At 66.3% G+C, this 17,403-nt stretch carries 16 protein-coding genes and 1 pseudogene; 7 read left to right on the top strand and 10 right to left on the bottom strand.

What is annotated here, in order from left to right:
- Nucleotides 1-396: 396 nt before the first annotated feature.
- Nucleotides 397-2,430 carry a TonB-dependent receptor gene (locus RCF13_RS17305; protein ID WP_134969043.1) on the top strand — a complete coding sequence of 678 codons (2,034 nt, stop codon included), beginning with the start codon at nucleotides 397-399 and terminating at the stop codon, nucleotides 2,428-2,430.
- A 60-nt stretch (nucleotides 2,431-2,490) separates the two neighbouring features.
- Here the strand turns inward: RCF13_RS17305 and RCF13_RS17300 are convergent, their stop codons facing one another.
- A complete protein-coding gene (locus RCF13_RS17300) occupies nucleotides 2,491-2,661 on the bottom strand; it encodes a hypothetical protein (RefSeq protein ID WP_005419553.1) in 171 nt (56 codons plus the stop codon).
- A gap of 214 nt (nucleotides 2,662-2,875) precedes the next feature.
- Between RCF13_RS17300 and RCF13_RS17295 the strand changes: the two genes are divergently transcribed.
- A complete protein-coding gene (locus RCF13_RS17295; RefSeq protein ID WP_014648516.1) occupies nucleotides 2,876-3,262 on the top strand; it encodes a DUF2628 domain-containing protein in 387 nt (128 codons plus the stop codon).
- 77 nt (nucleotides 3,263-3,339) lie between these two features.
- Here RCF13_RS17295 and RCF13_RS17290 read toward each other — a convergent pair whose 3' ends face one another.
- From RCF13_RS17290 to RCF13_RS17280, 3 genes and pseudogenes are all read right to left on the bottom strand, one after another.
- Nucleotides 3,340-5,871: a methyl-accepting chemotaxis protein gene (locus RCF13_RS17290; RefSeq protein WP_134969044.1), complete on the bottom strand. Its 2,532-nt coding sequence runs from the start codon at nucleotides 5,869-5,871 to the stop codon at nucleotides 3,340-3,342.
- Nucleotides 5,872-6,083: 212 nt separating this feature from the next.
- The gene (locus tag RCF13_RS17285) at nucleotides 6,084-6,977 is read right to left on the bottom strand and encodes an NAD(P)-dependent oxidoreductase (RefSeq protein ID WP_061478110.1); all 894 of its coding nucleotides are present in this window, start codon (nucleotides 6,975-6,977) and stop codon (nucleotides 6,084-6,086) included.
- A gap of 98 nt (nucleotides 6,978-7,075) precedes the next feature.
- A pseudogene (locus tag RCF13_RS17280) lies at nucleotides 7,076-7,747 on the bottom strand (S41 family peptidase); the annotation flags it as partial.
- Between the two features lie 192 nt (nucleotides 7,748-7,939).
- Between RCF13_RS17280 and RCF13_RS17275 the strand changes: the two are divergent.
- Entirely contained in the window at nucleotides 7,940-8,242 is a 303-nt protein-coding gene (locus RCF13_RS17275; RefSeq protein ID WP_134968116.1) for a KGG domain-containing protein, read from the top strand.
- 97 nt (nucleotides 8,243-8,339) lie between these two features.
- Here RCF13_RS17275 and RCF13_RS17270 read toward each other — a convergent pair whose 3' ends face one another.
- The 3 genes from RCF13_RS17270 to RCF13_RS17260 all read right to left on the bottom strand — a co-directional run bounded on the left by RCF13_RS17270 (nucleotide 8,340) and on the right by RCF13_RS17260 (nucleotide 9,311).
- Entirely contained in the window at nucleotides 8,340-8,690 is a 351-nt protein-coding gene (locus tag RCF13_RS17270) for a VOC family protein (RefSeq protein ID WP_308141400.1), read from the bottom strand.
- A 104-nt stretch (nucleotides 8,691-8,794) separates the two neighbouring features.
- Nucleotides 8,795-8,995, bottom strand: coding sequence for a hypothetical protein (locus RCF13_RS17265; RefSeq protein ID WP_134968115.1), 201 nt, complete (start codon nucleotides 8,993-8,995; stop codon nucleotides 8,795-8,797).
- A 91-nt stretch (nucleotides 8,996-9,086) separates the two neighbouring features.
- The gene (locus tag RCF13_RS17260) at nucleotides 9,087-9,311 is read right to left on the bottom strand and encodes a hypothetical protein (protein WP_231352307.1); all 225 of its coding nucleotides are present in this window, start codon (nucleotides 9,309-9,311) and stop codon (nucleotides 9,087-9,089) included.
- A gap of 83 nt (nucleotides 9,312-9,394) precedes the next feature.
- On the opposite strand from RCF13_RS17260, the gene RCF13_RS17255 reads away from it, so the two are divergent.
- Nucleotides 9,395-12,745, top strand: coding sequence for an autotransporter serine protease (locus RCF13_RS17255; RefSeq protein WP_134968114.1), 3,351 nt, complete (start codon nucleotides 9,395-9,397; stop codon nucleotides 12,743-12,745).
- 134 nt (nucleotides 12,746-12,879) lie between these two features.
- Here the strand turns inward: RCF13_RS17255 and RCF13_RS17250 are convergent, their stop codons facing one another.
- Nucleotides 12,880-13,332, bottom strand: a complete 453-nt coding sequence (locus RCF13_RS17250) for a PA2169 family four-helix-bundle protein (RefSeq protein WP_005419568.1) — start codon at nucleotides 13,330-13,332, stop codon at nucleotides 12,880-12,882.
- Nucleotides 13,333-13,799: 467 nt separating this feature from the next.
- Between RCF13_RS17250 and RCF13_RS17245 the strand changes: the two genes are divergently transcribed.
- Entirely contained in the window at nucleotides 13,800-14,441 is a 642-nt protein-coding gene (locus tag RCF13_RS17245) for a glutathione S-transferase family protein (protein ID WP_134968113.1), read from the top strand.
- 23 nt (nucleotides 14,442-14,464) lie between these two features.
- On the opposite strand, the gene RCF13_RS17240 is transcribed toward RCF13_RS17245, so the two are convergent.
- Together RCF13_RS17240 and RCF13_RS17235 are read right to left on the bottom strand one after the other, a co-directional pair.
- The gene (locus RCF13_RS17240) at nucleotides 14,465-14,872 is read right to left on the bottom strand and encodes a hypothetical protein (protein WP_134968112.1); all 408 of its coding nucleotides are present in this window, start codon (nucleotides 14,870-14,872) and stop codon (nucleotides 14,465-14,467) included.
- Between the two features lie 49 nt (nucleotides 14,873-14,921).
- Complete coding sequence (locus tag RCF13_RS17235; RefSeq protein ID WP_005419573.1) at nucleotides 14,922-15,341, bottom strand: H-NS histone family protein; 420 nt, start codon at nucleotides 15,339-15,341, stop codon at nucleotides 14,922-14,924.
- Nucleotides 15,342-15,459: 118 nt separating this feature from the next.
- Between RCF13_RS17235 and RCF13_RS17230 the strand changes: the two genes are divergently transcribed.
- Both RCF13_RS17230 and chrA read left to right on the top strand, forming a co-directional pair.
- The gene (locus tag RCF13_RS17230; RefSeq protein WP_061478119.1) at nucleotides 15,460-15,858 is read left to right on the top strand and encodes a DoxX family protein; all 399 of its coding nucleotides are present in this window, start codon (nucleotides 15,460-15,462) and stop codon (nucleotides 15,856-15,858) included.
- Nucleotides 15,859-15,892: 34 nt separating this feature from the next.
- Nucleotides 15,893-17,350 carry a chromate efflux transporter gene (gene chrA / locus RCF13_RS17225; protein ID WP_134968111.1) on the top strand — a complete coding sequence of 486 codons (1,458 nt, stop codon included), beginning with the start codon at nucleotides 15,893-15,895 and terminating at the stop codon, nucleotides 17,348-17,350.
- Nucleotides 17,351-17,403 lie beyond the last annotated feature (53 nt).

The following is a 17,403-nucleotide window of genomic DNA, read 5'->3' as shown; positions in this document are numbered from 1 at the left end:
CTGTGTCGGCCTCACGCCGCACAGTCGATGTCTGTCACTACCGGAACCCACACGATCTCCAACGGGGCGGAATCGAAAATGCGGCCCAGTCTAGGGCGCAGAATGTAAGCCGGGTGCGAAGGTCTACACCGGGATTTGTCCCCATTCAGCAAATAGCAGGCGATCACGCCAGGGCATGGCCAGATGTCATTGCATCGCCCCCGGTACTGGATCGTAACAAACGCGAACGGTTATCATTTAATCAACCAGGCAGGTCACCGTCCTCCGCACGGCCGCGACCCACCCAGCTGCGCCGGTCCTGACCGCGCACCCGACGACCCACGGAAGGGGGGCTGCCTGCTGTCTGCCTGCGCCTGCTGCTTCCACCGGGTCACCCCACCTCCCATGGAAGCCGTCATGTCCCTGTCGTCCCGTTCCCGTTCCGCGCGCCTGCCGCGCACCCGCCTGGCCACCGCCTGCCTGCTGGCCCTGCCCGGCCTGGCCGCCGCAGAGGCCGCCGCCGATGCATCCACCAAGGACCTGGATACCGTAGTGGTCACGGCTTCAGGCAGCCAGCAGTGGATCAAGGATGCCCCGGCCAGCATCAGCGTGATCAGTCGTGAGGACATCGAGCGCCAGCCGGTACCGGACCTGGCCGCCCTGCTCAGCCGCGTACCGGGCGTGACCGGCGGCCTCAGCGCCGTCGGCGAGCAGTCCAAGATCAAGCTGCGTGGCATGCCGTCCAACTACACGCTGGTGCTGGTGGACGGCAAGCGCATGGGCAGCTCGGCCTCGACCCACTATCGCCCCGACCTCGGTCGCCAGGACCTGAACTGGATCTCGCCGGACCAGATCGAGCGCATCGAAGTGGTGCGCGGGCCGATGTCGTCGCTGTATGGCTCCGATGCGATGGGCGGGGTGATCAACATCATCACCCGGCGCATCGGCGACGAATGGAACGGCAGCGCCACCCACAGCTACACCCGCCCGGCTGACGGCAAGCGCGGCGATACCCAGCAGATCGGCGCCACGTTCTCCGGACCGCTGGGCGAACGCTTCGGCCTGCGCATCGGCGCCAACAGCATGCGCCGCGATTCGGACCGCTCCAACGGCGGTGTCTACGGCAACGCCTATGCCGGCGAGAAGGACCGCAACGTCGATGCGCTGCTGCAGTGGAAGCTGAGCGACGCACAGGAACTGTCGCTGGAAGCCGGGCACGGCGTGCAGCAGGCCTTCATCGATGCGTCGCTGGAAAAGCAGGACGAAGGTGCCTGGGGTGCCAGTGAGCTCAAGCGCAGCTCGCTGGCGCTCAACCACGATGGCAAGTGGCGCTTCGGCAATTCGAAGATCAGTGCGTACTGGACCGAGTACAGGAACGACATCGGTGCTGCCGGCCGTTCCGAAGCGACCGATACGATCATCGAGGGCAGCCTGACCACGCCGTTCACCCTCGGCGTTGAACACCAGTTCGCCGCAGGCGGCCAATGGAAGCGGCAGGAGCTGACCAACACCGACACCATCGGCCGCGCGCCGATCGACTATGCCGGCAACGCGGTCAGCGGCTCCACTCTGGACGTGGACACCTGGGCGCTGTTTGCCGAGGACGAGCTGAAACTGCACCGCACCCTGGCCCTGACCGTGGGCGCGCGCCTGGACCATCACGAGCAGTTCGGCGGCCACGTCAGCCCGCGTGGGTACCTGGTGTGGCACCCGGCCGAACAGTGGACGATCCGCGGTGGCGTCTCCAAGGGCTTCCGTGCGCCCAGCCTGACCGAGAACTCGGCCAGTGCCGCTACCCAGTCCGGGGGCCGCGGCTGCACCTCGCTGATCCCGCTGGGCTACACCCGCGGCGGGTGCTACATGGCCGGCAACCCGGACCTGGATCCGGAGACCAGCACCAACCGCGAGATCGGCATCAGTTTCGACAATGACCTGATCGATGTCGGCGTGACCTATTTCCACACCGACTTCCGGAACAAGATCGAGTACGCACCACTGGGCCGGTTCAACGGCATCTGGTGGACGCGCATGAGCAACGTACAGCGCGCGCGCACCCGAGGCATGGAAGGCAACCTCAACGTCCGCTTCGGCGAGCAGTGGCGCTGGCGCACCTCGGCGACCTGGATGAAGGAAGCCAGGAACCTGACCACCGGCCGCAACCTGATCGATACACCGGAGTTCTCCGGCTATTCGTCGCTGGACTGGGCGCCCAGCACGGTGTTTTCCGGCAGCCTGTCGGCGCAGTACACCGGCAGGCAGACCGGCACCGCCACGACCTTCCTCAAGGCCTATACGCTGTATGACCTGACCGCGGCCTGGAACGTCAACGAAGTGCTGACCCTGCGCGGTGGCGTCAGCAACCTGGCCGACAAGAAGCTGTATGCGGAAGGCTCCACCGACTACTTCGTCGCCGGGCGCAGCTACTTCCTGAGCATGACCGCGCGGTTCTGACCGGCGGCACGCGCCGTGATCGCGCTGGCGACATGCCAGCGCGATCGACGGTGTTGCGGGTTACTCGCTTTCCAGCGCGGCCGGAGCCGCATCCCGCGTGGCGGCCGTGCGCGCACGGTCCATCGCCACCGCCAGTTGCTGGCGTGCGAGCAGTTGTTGTGCCTGCACCACTTCAGGTGTCGGCAGGAGCACCGGTCCCGGTGCGTTTTCCGGTGTAGCAGGTGTGGTCATGCAACCTCCATGGACATCCCGCCGCCGCACGGGCTCAGCCGGGGCGGCAGCGGAACTGCGCACCCTATCCTAAAAACAAGGCGGGTGGGTGACGGCGCGGCGCTTGGCCGCAGGCGCGGGAACAAGGCAGGCGTCACATTCTTGACGCTAGCGCTTGGATCCTGAATAGGACTTGTCCTATCATGAAAACGTTTTCTCACAGGGATGTTTCCCAATGAATACCACCGACCTGTCCCAGTTCAGCCCGAAGTGGCAGTTCCGCTTCAACTTCTTCCGCCAGCACGGCGCCCCCAAGAACCCCGGCTTCAAGCAGGCCTGGAAGGCGCTGTCCTTTGGTGACCGCCTGAAGATCAACCTGAACTTCTTCGCGTTGTTCTTCGGTGCCATCTACCTGCTGATTCTCGGCATGTGGCGCAAGGCACTGGTGGTGATCGGCATCAACATCGCGCTGGCCATCGTCAGCATGTTCCTGCCGGATGTCGTCGGGCGCATGCTGTTCATCGCCATGAACCTGCTGGTCGCCTCCAGCACCAACTACAGCTACTACCTGGAAAAGGTGGAAGGACGCGCCAGCTGGAATCCGTTTGAAGGAATGTTCTGAGCCATCAGACCTGCGCGGGATGCGCGGCAAGGATGCATCCGACGCCCGGCAGCCGCCGGGCGTCTTCGTTTCCGGCATCAAGCCGCGCGGCGGGCCATGCCCTCCGGCTCGGCCTGCAGGCGGAAGCGCGACACCGCCACTGCCAGCTGCTCGGCCTGCTCCTCCATCGCACGGGCGGCGGCACTGGCTTCCTCCACCAGCGCGGCGTTCTGCTGGGTGGTTTCGTCCATCTGCACCACGGTCTGGTTGACCTGCTCGATGCCGGCCGACTGTTCGCGCGACGCGGCCGAGATCTCGGCCATGATCTCGTTGACCCGGCCGACCTGACCGACGATGTCCTGCATGGTGCGCCCCGCACCGTGCACCAGCTGCGCGCCGGCACCGACCTGGGCCACCGAGGCGTCGATCAGCTCCTTGATCTCCTTGGCAGCACCCGCCGAGCGCTGCGCCAGCGCCCGCACTTCACTGGCCACCACTGCGAAGCCACGGCCCTGTTCACCGGCGCGCGCCGCTTCCACTGCGGCGTTCAGCGCCAGGATGTTGGTCTGGAACGCGATGCCATCGATCACCGAGATGATCTCGGCGATACGCTGCGAAGACGCCTCGATCTGCTCCATGGTGTGCACCACCTGGCTGACCACCTGGCCGCCTTCGCTGGCCACGCCCGCTGCGGAACCGACCAGCGTGTTTGCCTGCAGCGCATGGTCGGCATTCTGGCGCACGGTGGAGGTCAGTTCTTCCATCGACGCGGCGGTTTCTTCCAGGTTGGCGGCCTGCTGCTCGGTGCGGCGCGACAGGTCGCTGTTGCCGGCGGCGATCTCACCGGCGGCCAGGCGGATGCTGGCCGCCGACTGCTGGATCTGGCCGACGATCTGGGTCAGCTGCTGCACGGTGCTGTTGGCATCGTCGCGCATCACCGCAAACACGCCGTGGAAGTCGCCCTGCATGCGCGCACTGAGGTCACCGGCGGCGATCGCGCGCAGCAGCGTCGACAGTGCCGCCAGGTTGTGGTCGCTGACCTGCATCATTGTGTTCAGGGTCTCCACCATGCGGCGGAAATCATGCTCGAAGCGCAGTGCATCACCGCGCACAGCGAAGTCACCGGCGGCGGCGGCGGCGGCCAGTTGCTGGATCTGCTCGTTGATCGCGGCCAGGTTGCGCTTGGTGGTCGCCATTGCGGCAGTGAACACCGCCTTCTCGCCCGGCAGCACTTCCATGTCCACGCTGAGGTCGCCCACGGCATAGCGCTGCATCACTTCAACCAGGCGCTGGGTGACCGCATTGCTGGAGGCCACCAGCTGGTTGCTGTCGGCCACCATGCGGCCGTACTCGCCCGGGAAGGCCGCAGCATCCATGCGATAGCTGAGTTCACCGGCATCGTGCCGGCGCGCCATTTCGGCCTGCGCAGCCATCACCGACTGCAACTGCCCACGCATGCCCTGCATTGCGTCCAGCAGGCGCCCCACTTCGTCGTTGCTGCGCGCCGGCAGCGTGCTGTCCAGCTTGCCGGCGGCGACATCGCCGGCCACGCGTACCGCTTCGGCCAACGGGCGGATCGCCAGGCGGCGCAGCAGCACGTAGACGCCGGCGCTGAGGGTCAGCGCGGCGATCACGCCGACCAGCAGGGTCAGCCACAGCAGCTGGCGTGCCTCAGACACGATCACCGCATGCGGCATCACCACGCCCAGCGCGAAGCGTTGCGGGGCGTCGCCCACGCGCAGCGGCACATACACGCGTACATTGCCGGCTGCGTCGGGGCTGAAGGCATCGAACGGACGGTCGGCGGCGATGTCGGCCAGCATGCTGCGGGTCAGGGCATCGTTGCGCGGCTTGCCGATCTCGGCGGCATTGGCCGAGGCCAGCACCACGCCCTTGGGCGACAGCAGTTCGACGCGGCCAGCCCCCATCGGCTTCAGCGTTGACAGGTGCTTCTGCAGCGCTGCCAGCGAGAAGTCGACAGTGAACACGCCCAGGAATCTGCCGTTCTCGATGATCGGCGTGCTCAGGGTGCTCATGAGCACCTTCTGGCCGGCGATGTCATAGGCGTAAGGTTCGCTGACCTTCGGCAGCTTGTCGCGGCTGGGCACCATGTACCAGTCACCGGAACCGCTGGCAGTCTCGGTGTAGTCGGTCATCACCGACTGCTGCGGTTTGCCGTCTTGCCAGGCCCAGTAGCTCATGTAGCGACCGGTGGCATCGTGTGCTTCGGTATTGACGAACTCCGCATCCTTGCCGTCGAAGGCATCGGCCTCCCACATGGTGCTCTTGCCCAGCCATTGAGGATGAGCACGCAGCTGTTCGCCGAGCACCGCCGCCAGACTGGCGCGGTCGGGTATATCACCACGGGCACGCTGGGCCAGCACAGCCTCGACCATGGCGTCATTGCTGGCGAAAGCGGTGCCCAGATCAGCCGCCACCTGGCGCGCCTCAGCGTTGGCCTCGCTGGTCATGGTCTGGCGCGAGGCGCTGATCAGACTGGCGCTGGCCTGCCGGTAGATCAGGAAGGCGGTCAGGCCGAAGCACAGCAGCGCGATCACGGCGGTGCCCAGCATCAACTTGTGGGCGATGCTGCCCGGGCGTTGGGCAGCGGCAGAGCGGGAAGAAGACATGGGAGGGTCCGCAAGGCAGTTCAGGACGACCGGCACCACGAGGGCACCGCGCAGGCGCGCGATCCGTCGCGCAGGCCACCGGCCGCCGGGGCGCGCCCGGCGCTGGAAGCGCACTGAGTTAGCGGCCGCCCGCCAACGAGGTTGAGGCGGTCGGCCTGCACATTCCTGAATCCGCTCAGGGTCGGCTCAACGCTCCCCCTCTCGCGATGCCCTCACTCGGCCACGCGGTCCTTGATCCACTGTGCCCGCGGCAGTACCTCGATGCTGCCGACGGCATACTGCTGAAGCACGTCGTCCGGCCCGAAGCACGGTTGCCAGCCCAGCTCGCCGCGCAGGCGGGCACTGTCGTAGACACGGTCGATGCTCAATGGCAGCGGCCAACCACGGCGTTCGAACTCGGCCAGCAGCTGCGGCGCGCGACGGGCCAGCACGCTGCGCGGGTGGGTGGCCAGCTCCAGGCAGTCCTCGCGCCGGAACGGCGTCGGGGCACAGGCGAGGTAGCGCGCGAACCGGGCGCCTTCGTCGAGCAGCAGTGCAGCATGTGCGCTGGCCACATCGCGGGCGTCGATACCGCGATGCAGGCGGAACATCGCCATCCGTTCGGGCGGTTCCGGAAAACACCGGCCCATGCGCAGCACGCGAACGCTGAAGCCCGGCGTGGCGGCGGCTTCGGCCAGGGTCTCTGCCTGCAGCTTGGTACGGTGGTAGATCGTGCGCGGCAGCGGCTCGGTGTCTTCGTCGATCCAACGGCAGCCACCGGCCACCACGGCATGGCCATACAACGCAGTGGTGCTGGTCAGCACGAAGCGCCGTGCACCGGCTTCGCGTGCCGCCTGCAGCAGGTGTGCGGTGGCCTCCACGTTGATCTGCTGGAACACCGCATCCGGCACCAGGCCGACATGTGGGGCATGCAGGGCCGCGGTATGGATGACTGCATCCACGCCCTGCACCGCGCGCGCGACGGCCTGCCGATCGCTGACATCGGCAATGATGCGCGTGGTGGCAAACGGACTGCGGTCCAGCCCCACCACTTCGTGGGCAGCCGCCAACGCACCGAAGATCGCGCGCCCGATGCGGCCGGAACTGCCGGTCAACAGAATCTTCATTGAGTCCATTCACTCGAAGCGCCCGGGAACTACCGGGATGCTTCGATTCTAGGCATGCAATCGCGCATCCGCGATAGGACAGCCATGCAATCGTGCGTTCATCTTGACGACTTCGCAGGCGCCAGCAGTTGCCGCGCGATGAACAGCGGATCGTCGCCGCCGGCCACATCAGGCCTCACGCCAGTACGTTCCCAGTTTCCACCGGTGCGCAGATTGATGGGTTGCCTGTCGGGAATACTGATCTGATAGCCATCGGGCAGCAGCACAGGATCACCAAACATATGCGCGGCACCGCCACTGCGCGTGCCGACAATCCGCGCGCGGCCCAGTGCCTGCAGCGAATAGGCGACGAATTCGGCCGCCGAAGCGGTGCGGCGATCGATCAGCACCACCAGCGGTTTCAGGTACGCAGGCAGGCTGGCAGGCGGCAGCGGTGCCGGCGTGCGCCGGCCGCGCTGGTCCAGCTGCTGCACCGCGTCGATCTTCGCGTCCGGCAGCGTGCGTACCAGCAGGTCGGCACTTGCATCGTCGCCGCCCCCGTTCTGGCGCAGATCCAGCACCAGGCCATCGGTGTCGGCCAGCAGGGTGAGGGCCGCAGCGAACTTCGGGCGCGCCAGATCCAGCGGATAGAAGGTACTCAGTCGCAGGTAGCCAATGTTGCCCTCCATCACCCGCACCTCGCGCACGCCGGCACCATTGCTGCGGGCATCGGCGCGCCAGGCCATCAACCAGTCGTCCTGGCCGGCCGCTGCATCCACGCGTTCAACGTGGACGAACCCATCACGCCGGCCTGGGTGAAGGGTGCAGTTCGTCCTAGCCACGCAGGGCGATGCGCGCAGCGGCGTACCTGCGCCGTGAAAAGCAGTACGGTGCGGCGTGAAGGCAGCCGCACCGGTGCGGACACTCCGTTAGCCGGGAACCGGCAAGGATGAGCTTCCCTTCCATGCAACGGGAGCCTTCCCATGGCCGACCAGCACCACGGCACTTCCCATCGTGGCTTCGCCTCGATGGACCAGGACAAGCAGCGCGCGATCGCCGCAAAGGGAGGACGCGCCGCGCATGCGTCCGGCAATGCACATGAGTTCAGCCCGGCCGAGGCACGCGTGGCCGGCCGCAAGGGCGGCGAGGCGATCAGCCGCAACCGACAGCACATGGCAGCGATCGGCCGCGAAGGCGGGCACGCTCGCCACGCCAATGCACGGCAGCAGCGGCAAGCGGCCGAAGCGACGCCAACGGGGGACGGTCCACAACGCCAGCAGGGCTGACCGCGGCGCGTTCAGGCGCGCCTGTGCTGCCGGAGCAGCCCGGATGCCGCGAGCAGGGCCAGCACGCCGGTAGACGGTCATCGTCCCGCGCGCACCGTCAGGCGTGGGCGAGGATGTTCAACAGCCGACCGAACGGATCGCGGACGAAGAAGCGCCGAACGCCCCAGGGTTCGTCGGCCGGGCCATATTCCAGCGCGATGCCGGTCGCGCGCATGCGCTGGAGCACGTCCTGCAGATTGTCCACTTCGATCGACAGGTCCGGCACCGGCGTGCCTGAGCCTCCTTCACTGGCGAAGCTGACCTGCGCCAGCGCACTGCCCTGCCCGCCGTGGGTGACGATCCAGCCATGGTCCATCACCACCGGCATGCCGAGCAGCTCGCCATAGAACGCCGCGGCACGTGAGGGATCGGGCGTGGCGATGTTGGCGACGACACGCTTGACGGCCATGTTCCACTCCGCCAGGAAGAATGTGTCGAGACTGCCCGACCTTGCGCACGAACAGAAGAGCCCCGTCACGGACGGGGCCCGTCTTCAGCCGAGCATGGCTGGGCTTACACCGCGCCGCAGCGCTCCATGACACATCGATCGTATTCGTACTGGCATTCCATGGCATCACCACCACCGGACACACATGCCTGGTAACCCTTCCAGCAGGGTAGATCGCAGGGCTGGACCGGTCCGGCCACGGCCACCGAGCCGCTGCAGGCCAACGCGAACACAACACCGGCGATCACTTTCCCGAAAGTACGCATCGACATCGCTCCTTGATAAACCTGGTGAGCCCAGGCCGGGCCACCTTAGCGCTGCACACGGGACGCTGGGTGAAGGCCGATGCCGCTCGACTCAGCGGTGCAGCAACCCCAGCACACGCAGCTGCCCGGCCAGCTCATCAATGTTGCGCCACGGCAGGATCGGCGAATTGCCGCGCTCGTCCGGCGGGTTGTCCGGCAGCGCATCGGACCCGCCACCGGCCCCGGCAAGACGGCTCCAGCACCTCGAAAGAGAGTCACGGTGCGCTGCCCGGCGGAGCCGCCGCAGATGCCCGTCACAGAAAATTAACGCGTTCATAAAATTTTCTTCACATCACTGGGGGATGTCGCCTTGCCTTGCCGTTAACGGCCTTGTTGTCCGTCAACCAAGGAAGTTGTCCGATGAATCACCCGCTGTACGGCCGTTCGTCCCGCTCCCTGTCGCACCGCCCGCTGGCGCTTGCCGTCGCCAGCTCGCTGCTGCTGGCCACCACACTGCCAGCCATGGCCAGCGAATCACTCGAGGCCTGGCAGCAGCAGCGCCAGATGCAGGCTGCATGGGCGCAGCCTGCTGCCAACGCTGCACCCGCAGCGACGGCCGCTGCACCTGCCGCCAGCAGCACCGCCGTTCTTGGCAACCCGGGCGATCCGGCCAGCTGGCGCAGCGATGAATTCAACGCCGATTGGGGCCTGGCTGCGATGGGCGCGGACTACGCCTATGCACGCGGCCTGACCGGCAAGGGCGTACGCCTGGCGCTGTTCGATTCGGGCTCCGCGCTGGCGCATCCGGAGTTTGCAGGACGCAATACCTCCAGCATCACCATCGGTGCCGACTGCGCGACGCCGGGTGTGGTCGCGGGGACCGGTGCCTGCGGGCAGACACGCGGCGAACAGCCCGGCTACAACTACTACGGCCTCGGTGCCGGCGTTCCGGCCGCACTCGCGGCACGCCTCATCGCGGCCGGCCAGCCCTATGGCTTCAGCTACGCCGACCACGGAACGCATGTGCTTGGCACCATCGGCGCCAACCGCAATGGCACCGGCATGCATGGCGTGGCCTTTGGTGCGGATCTCACCGCCGCCCGCGTGTTCGGCGACACCTACTATGAGTGGCGCCTGGATCCGGACAACTACTATCGCCCGCGCGCGGTGTACCGCACCGATCCGGATGACGCCGCCACGCTGGATATGTATGCACAGATCCAGGCGCAGGGCGTGCGTGCCATCAACCACAGCTGGGGCATCTCCACGCGCAACATGACCGCCGCCGCGCTGGACCAGCAGTACGCCAACATCGGTGCCGACTACGGCGTGTACGGCAGCATCTACGCCAGCAATGGCGATACCCCGGGCTCCACCCTCATCCAGGTGTGGTCGGCTGGCAACGGCAGCGGCGCCGTCGCCGGAATCACGGCCGCCATGCCGCGCTGGAAGCCCGAACTGGAACCGTACTGGCTCGCGGTCGCCAACGTCCGCCGACCCAACGCCGCTGCGGGCGAAACCGACTATGTGATCGATGGCAGTTCCAGCATCTGCGGCGTTGCCGCCAACTGGTGCATCTCGGCACCCGGCACCGACATCGTCAGCACCATCGTGTCCGGCGATATCCAGGGCCGCGTCGAGAACACCTCCGCCTATGTGCGGCTGATCATCGACAGCGAGAACACCCAGTACGTCTATGGCACCAAGACCGGCACGTCGATGGCGGCGCCACACATCACCGGCGCGCTCGGCCTGCTGATGGAGCGCTTCCCCTATCTGGACAACGCGCAGGTGCGCGACGTGCTGCTGACCACCGCACGCGACCTCGGTGCAGCAGGCATCGATCCGATCTACGGCTGGGGCATGGTGGACCTGAAGAAGGCCATCGAGGGCTACGGCTCGCTGCGCGTGGACACCAACGTGGTGATGAACCAGAAGGCCGGCGGCCTGAAAGTCTGGGAAGGCGATGCCTGGGACAACTGGACCAACGACATCGGTGGCCCTGGCAAGCTGACCAAATCCGGTATCGGCTGGCTGCGCCTGAGCGGCAACAACAGCTTCAACGGCGCGGTACTGCAGGACGGTACGCTGGAATTGAACGGCGCCAACACGCTTGCCTCGGCGGTCGAAGTAAAGGGCGGCCAGTTGCTGCTCAACGGCAGCCTGGTCTCCACCGCACTGACCACTACCGGTGGCGTGAGCACGGTCAGCGCCAGCGGCGTGTTGAACAACAGCAACCTGGTGATCAACGGCGGCGTGGTGTCCTTCAACGGCACGCAGACCGGCGGCACCACCACGGTCGGCGCCAACGGCCTGCTGAAGGGCGTCGGCACGCTCGGCAATACCCGCGTGGACGGCATCATCGCGCCGGGCAACTCGATCGGCACGCTGACCATCAACGGCAACTACGTGCAGGGTGCCACCGGCGTCTATGCCGCCGAGCTGGCCCCGGGTGGCCGCAGTGACCAGTTGCACGTGACCGGCACCGCCACCCTTGGCGGCACGCTGGTCGCGCTGCCGGAGCCGGGCGTGTACTACCTCGGCGAGCAGTTCAACTTCCTGCGTGCCGACGGAGGCGTCAACGGCCAGTTCGCCAAGACCGACTTCAGCGCGTTCTCCCCGTTCCTGCAGTTCAGCCTGGCCTACGGCACCAACGGCACGCGCATCGACGTCGCCCGTGGCGCTTCACTGACCACCGCCGCGCACACGCCCAACCAGCGTGCCGTGGCGGCCGCCGCCGACCTGCTGCCGATCGCCCAGGGCCTGCCCAAACCACTGACCCAGCTGTTCCCGCAGCAGGTTGGAGGCGTGCTCGATGGCCTCAGCGGCGAGCTGCATCCGGCCACGGCCATCGCCCTGGTCGAGGGCAGCCGCTACGTGCGCGATGCCGCGTTGTCACGCCGTGCCGGCGCCGCCGCGCCCGGTAGCGACGTGGGTGACGCGACGGGTGCATGGGTGCAGGCCATCGGTGGCAACAGCAAGCTGGACGGTGACGTCAACACTGCCCGCACCGAAGCCAACAGCAACGGCCTGCTGGTCGGCATCGACCGCGAGTTCTCCGGCTGGCAGGTCGGCGTGCTGGCCGGTACGGGCCGCACCGACGTGAAGCAGCAGGAGCGTCGTGCCAAGTCGAAGATCGACAACACGCACTTCGGTGCCTACGCCAGCCACAACTGGGGCGGTTTCGGCCTGCGCGGTGGTGTGGCGTGGAGCAGGCACGAGGTGAAGAGCACGCGTGATGTCGCCTTCGCAGGCTTCAGCGACAGCCTGAGCGCGCGCTACGACGCCCGCACCCGCCAAGCCTTCATCGAAGCCGGCTACCGCTTCGGTGGCCCGGAAGCCGGGCTGGAGCCCTACCTGCAGGTCGCACGCGTGGAAGTGGACCTCAAGCGCGTCAACGAACGCGGTGGAGCAGCGGCACTGCAGGGCAAGGTGGACGATACCGGAACCACGATTGCCACTGCCGGCCTGCGCTTCGACAAGGGACTGAAGGCTTCGTTCCAGCAGGACAGCTGGCTGCACCTGCGCGGTGGCGTCGGCTATCGCCGCGCTTCCGGTGATCGCAGCCAGGTCGCCAACCTGGCCTTCGCCAACGGAAGCACGACGTTTGCGGTCAACGGCGCGCCGATCGCCGACAACGCGGTGGTGGCCGAACTGGGTCTGTCGGCCTGGCTGACCGAGCGCCAGCAGCTGGAACTGGGCTACAGCGGCCAGTACGGCAGTGAAAGCCGCGACCACAGTGCGAATGTGCGCTGGTCGGTGCGGTTCTGATTCCGAAAATGTGCGCTTGAAGCATCGGGGCGGCCTGATGGCCGCCCCCTTCTAGCAGCACACCGGCAAGGGTGGCCGGGGCAGCGGTGCCGCCCCGGCCGCGGCGTCCCTGGGGAGTGGGACGCCGCTGATCGTCAGGCCGCCTTCATCGCATGCTTGCGCGCGCGCATCACGTTGTGGCACTCCTGCACTTCCGGCAACAGCTGGGTGACTTCCTGGCGTACCGCCGGCGGCAGCTCGTTGTCCTTCAGCACGTCCTTGAACGCGCCCAGCAGGCGGTCCTCCGATTCTTCCAGCTCGGCCACATAGCCATAGTTGGTGTCACCGAAGGCTGCACGCACCTTCCCATAGAACTGCTGCATCGAACCCACCACGGTGCCATGCTCGGCCGGCTTGCCGCCGCTGGCAGCCACCGAACCACTCAGCGCCGCGACGATGCGGCCCTTGACGCCGGCGATGCGGGTGAACAGGGCCGACAGCTCGGCATCCTTCACCTTGGTCGCCGCTTCTTCATAGAACGACTTGCCGTCACGGGCGATCTCGATCAGGTCGTTGAGACGATGTTCGATGGTGGACTGGGTGCTCATGGCGTTGCTCCTGTATCGTCGTTTCGGGGGAGAAAAGCAGCCTCGACCGCGCTGCCTGTGGATCCACTCTGGACACACTTGTGTGGTTCGCAGGTGAGCAACGATTGATACGTACATCACTTCACCCAACCCGCACTGACTTTTTCACGCGGCGGTGGCGCGTGGATCACATCGAGCGATCCTGGGCAGGGTCACCAAGGAACAAAGAGGATGATCAGCACGATCACCAGGACCGCAACGAGTGCTCCCATCAGCACGTTTCTCTGGCGCCAACTGGGCTTCGGTTTTCCGGGGGTATTCATGCCTGTTACCTGTCTCTGCGGATGACCCCGGCAGACTGATGTATCCAGGACAGTGCGTGCGTGCAGAACACGTGCAGGCAACGTGCAGGGCACCGCCCGCATGTCGATTTACGGCGCACTCGCTCGTCAGATCATCAAAGCCATCCTTGACCGCGGACTGCTCCCATGCCTCCCATCCTCACCGCCTTCGCCACCTCCCCCGACCGCGGCCAGGGCCTGGCCCGTGACATGCGCGTGCGCTGGGCACTGGAGGAACTGGCCGTAGCCTATGACGTACAACTGCTCACCTTCACCGAAATGAAGCAGCCCGCGCACCTGGCACGGAATCCGTTCGGGCAGATTCCCACCTGGCAGGAGGGCGACCGGACCCTGTTCGAATCCGGCGCCATCGTCCTGCACCTGGCCGAACAGCACCCCGGCCTGCTGCTGCGCGATCCGGACGCCCGCATGCGCGCGATCATGTGGGTGTTCGCTGCGCTGAACACGGTGGAACCACCCATCGTCGAGCGCTCCATGGCCTGGGTGCTGAAGCGCGAGCGGCCGTGGTACGCACAGCGGCTGCCGATGCTGGATGAGCGGGTTCGGGCGCGACTGGCGCAACTGTCGACATGGCTGACCAAGGCGCCGTGGCTGGACGGCGATTTCAGCGTGGGCGACCTGATGATGGTCTCGGTGCTGCTGCGCCTGAAGAGCAGCGGGCTGCTCGACGAGTATCCGACGGTGGCCGCCTATGTGGCCCGCGCGACGCAGCGGCCCGCCTACCAGCGCGCCTTCGCCGCGCAGCTGGCGGTATTCCAGAACGGGTAGTTCCACGCCATGCGTGGAAACACTCAGCGCAAGCTGCGCCGGCAGGCGGCCTGCACCAGCATCAGCTGCGCCACCAGGATCAGCATCGCGCAGCCCGACAACAGCCAAGGGTCGATGTACCACTGCTCATTGAAACTGAAGTCGCCTGCGGAAATGCGTTTCCAACCGTTGAAGTGCTGCATCGCTGCGACCACGAAGGCGAAGCCACCCGCTGTGTACGACAACCAGGGCACGATGAGGCTCCCCGGGCGCGCGAACAGCGTCAGCAGGCCGAGCACGCCGATGACCGTGCGCTGCACGCGGCAGTACGGGCAGACATAGGCCATCCCGCTCCATTCCACCGCCCAGGCCAACAGGCTGACCAGCACGGCCGCGCCTGCGGCTGTGTGCAGGACTTTCGGCGTGATCGTCATGCCACTCGCGTGTGCCATCCCGTGTTCCTTGGTTGAAAGACCCGGGCAGGGTAGCAGTGCTGCAGCGTCATCCCTTCTTGATGACGGTCCGCTTGCCGATGGTGCTGGTCTTGCCAGCGGTCGGCCTGGCCAAGCCAGGAATCAGGAAATCGGTGACCTTGTGGCCCATCGACACCTTGGACGCCAACCAGCGCGGCATGCGCCCGCGACCGGTCCAGGTCAGGCGCTTGTATTCCGGGTCGCGATACTTGGGCGCGACTTTGCCGGATTTACGGCGGGCGGGTTTGCGGGCGGGCGCAGGTGTTTCCGAGGCTTGGCCGCCGAAGAGTTCTTCGAGGGTGTAGCCGGCTTCGGCGGCGGCGGCCTTCAGCATCCGCCGCACCGCACTGGCCGGACGGCGGCTGGAAATGAGCTGTTTCCGCTGTTCAGCGGCAACCACCAGGGCACCCAGCTCGCGAAGGCTGAGCGATTCAATATCGATCGTCATGCGGGAAAGGTCTACTGCAGCGCGGCAGCTGTCAAGGCGCCTGGCCCGGCGCGTAGACACGGGCTTCACCGCCGGTGGGCTCCGATCGCCTGCGTCGGCCATATCCGAGGACATCGACGTGAGCACTTCATCGCATTCGCTCGCCTACCTGCTTGCACGCATCCTGCTGATGGCCCTGTTCCTGGTCTCCGGGCTGGGCAAGCTCGGCGATCTCAGCGGTACCCAGGGCTACATGGAGGCGATGGGAGTACCCGGCATCCTGCTCTGGCCGACCATCGCGTTCGAAATCGGCAGCGGCCTGTGCATCCTGCTCGGCTTCCAGACCCGGCTGGTGGCGGTCGTGCTCGCAGGCTTCAGCCTGGTCACCGCTTTCATCTTCCACCACAACTTCGCCGATCAGACCCAGCAGATCATGTTCCTGAAGAACCTGGGCCTCGCCGGCGGCTTCCTGCTGCTGGCCTGCACCGGGGCGGGACGCTACAGCATCGATGGGCGCGGGCGGCGCACGCAGCTGTAACGCCAGACCAGGGCAGCGAGAGTACCCTCGCCGGATGCGGGAGGCACTGGACCAGGACGATCAACGGCTGACCGCGACTTCTGTCATTGCTGACGGCTGGCCAACCTCGTCAGGGAATCGTCTCAACGTGAAGCACACAGTGCAGGACACGCAGGATCCGCTGCAGCCACCGCGATCGGTCAGCTTCCGGGAGGCCGTTGCCTTCTGGCTGAAGCTCGGCTTCATCAGTTTTGGCGGTCCCGCCGGTCAGATTTCGATCATGCACCAGGAGCTGGTCGAGCGTCGGCGCTGGATTTCCGAACGGCGCTTCCTGCATGCACTGAACTACTGCATGTTGTTGCCCGGGCCGGAAGCCCAGCAACTCGCCACTTACATTGGCTGGCTGATGCACCGTACCTGGGGCGGGGTGGTTGCCGGGATGCTGTTCGTGCTGCCCTCGCTGCTCATCCTGATCGGGCTGTCATGGCTCTATGTGACGTTCGGTGAAATGCCCGTGGTGGCCGGGTTGTTCTACGGGATCAAGCCGGCCGTCACGGCCATCGTGGTGCATGCCGCCTATCGCATCGGCACGCGCGTGCTGAAGAATGCTTGGTTGCAGGTGATCGCCGCTGCCTCGTTTCTGGCCATTTTCGCCTTCGGTCTGCCCTTCCCGCTGATCGTACTGGGTGCTGCGCTGATCGGTTATTGCGGCGGACGATTCGCCCCACGGATGTTCGGCGCCGATGGTGACCAACGTGCCCCGCGGCAGACGTTCGGACCTGCGCTGATCGACGACGATACCCCTGCGCCGGCGCATGCGCGCTTTCGCTGGCGGCGCCTGATCGTGCTGGCGGCCACAGGCGCGGCGCTATGGGCGTTGCCCATGGGCGTGTTGACCGCGCTGTTTGGTTGGGAAGGCACGTTGACCCAGATGGGCTGGTTCTTCACCAAGGCCGCAGTGCTGACCTTTGGCGGCGCCTATGCGGTGCTGCCCTATGTCTACCAGGGCGCGGTGGTCCACTACGGCTGGGTGACACCCACGCAGATGATTGACGGCCTGGCCTTGGGCGAGACCACGCCGGGGCCGCTGATCATGGTGGTGGCCTTTGTCGGCTTCGTCGGTGGGCATGCCGCTGATGCAGTGGGTACTGGTCAGGCATTCCTGGCTGGCGCGGTGGCTGCCAGCGTGGTCACCTGGTTCACCTTCCTGCCCTCTTTCCTGCTCATTCTCGCGGGTGGCCCGCTGGTGGAATCGACGCACAACGAACTGAAGTTCACCGCGCCGTTGACGGCCATCACCGCCGCCGTGGTCGGCGTGATCCTCAACCTGGCCCTGTTTTTTGGCTACCACGTGTTCTGGCCGCAGGGGTTTGTCGGCCCGTTCGATTGGCCATCGGCGCTGCTCACGCTGTTCGCCGTCGTGGCCCTGTTCCGTTTCAAACGGGGTGTCATCCAGGTATTGGCCTGCTGCGCGCTGCTGGGTTTGGCTGTGTACCTGATGCGGAACTGGTGAGTGAGCGTGCGCGTGGAGCACCATGGGCCGCACAGGGGCGTAGGCCACTGGCG

The sequence above is a fragment of the Stenotrophomonas maltophilia group sp. RNC7 genome, from assembly GCF_030910085.1.
Classification (GTDB): domain Bacteria; phylum Pseudomonadota; class Gammaproteobacteria; order Xanthomonadales; family Xanthomonadaceae; genus Stenotrophomonas; species Stenotrophomonas sepilia.
Note: the sequence above shows the minus strand (reverse complement) of the source record. Positions and strands in the feature narration are given on the sequence as shown.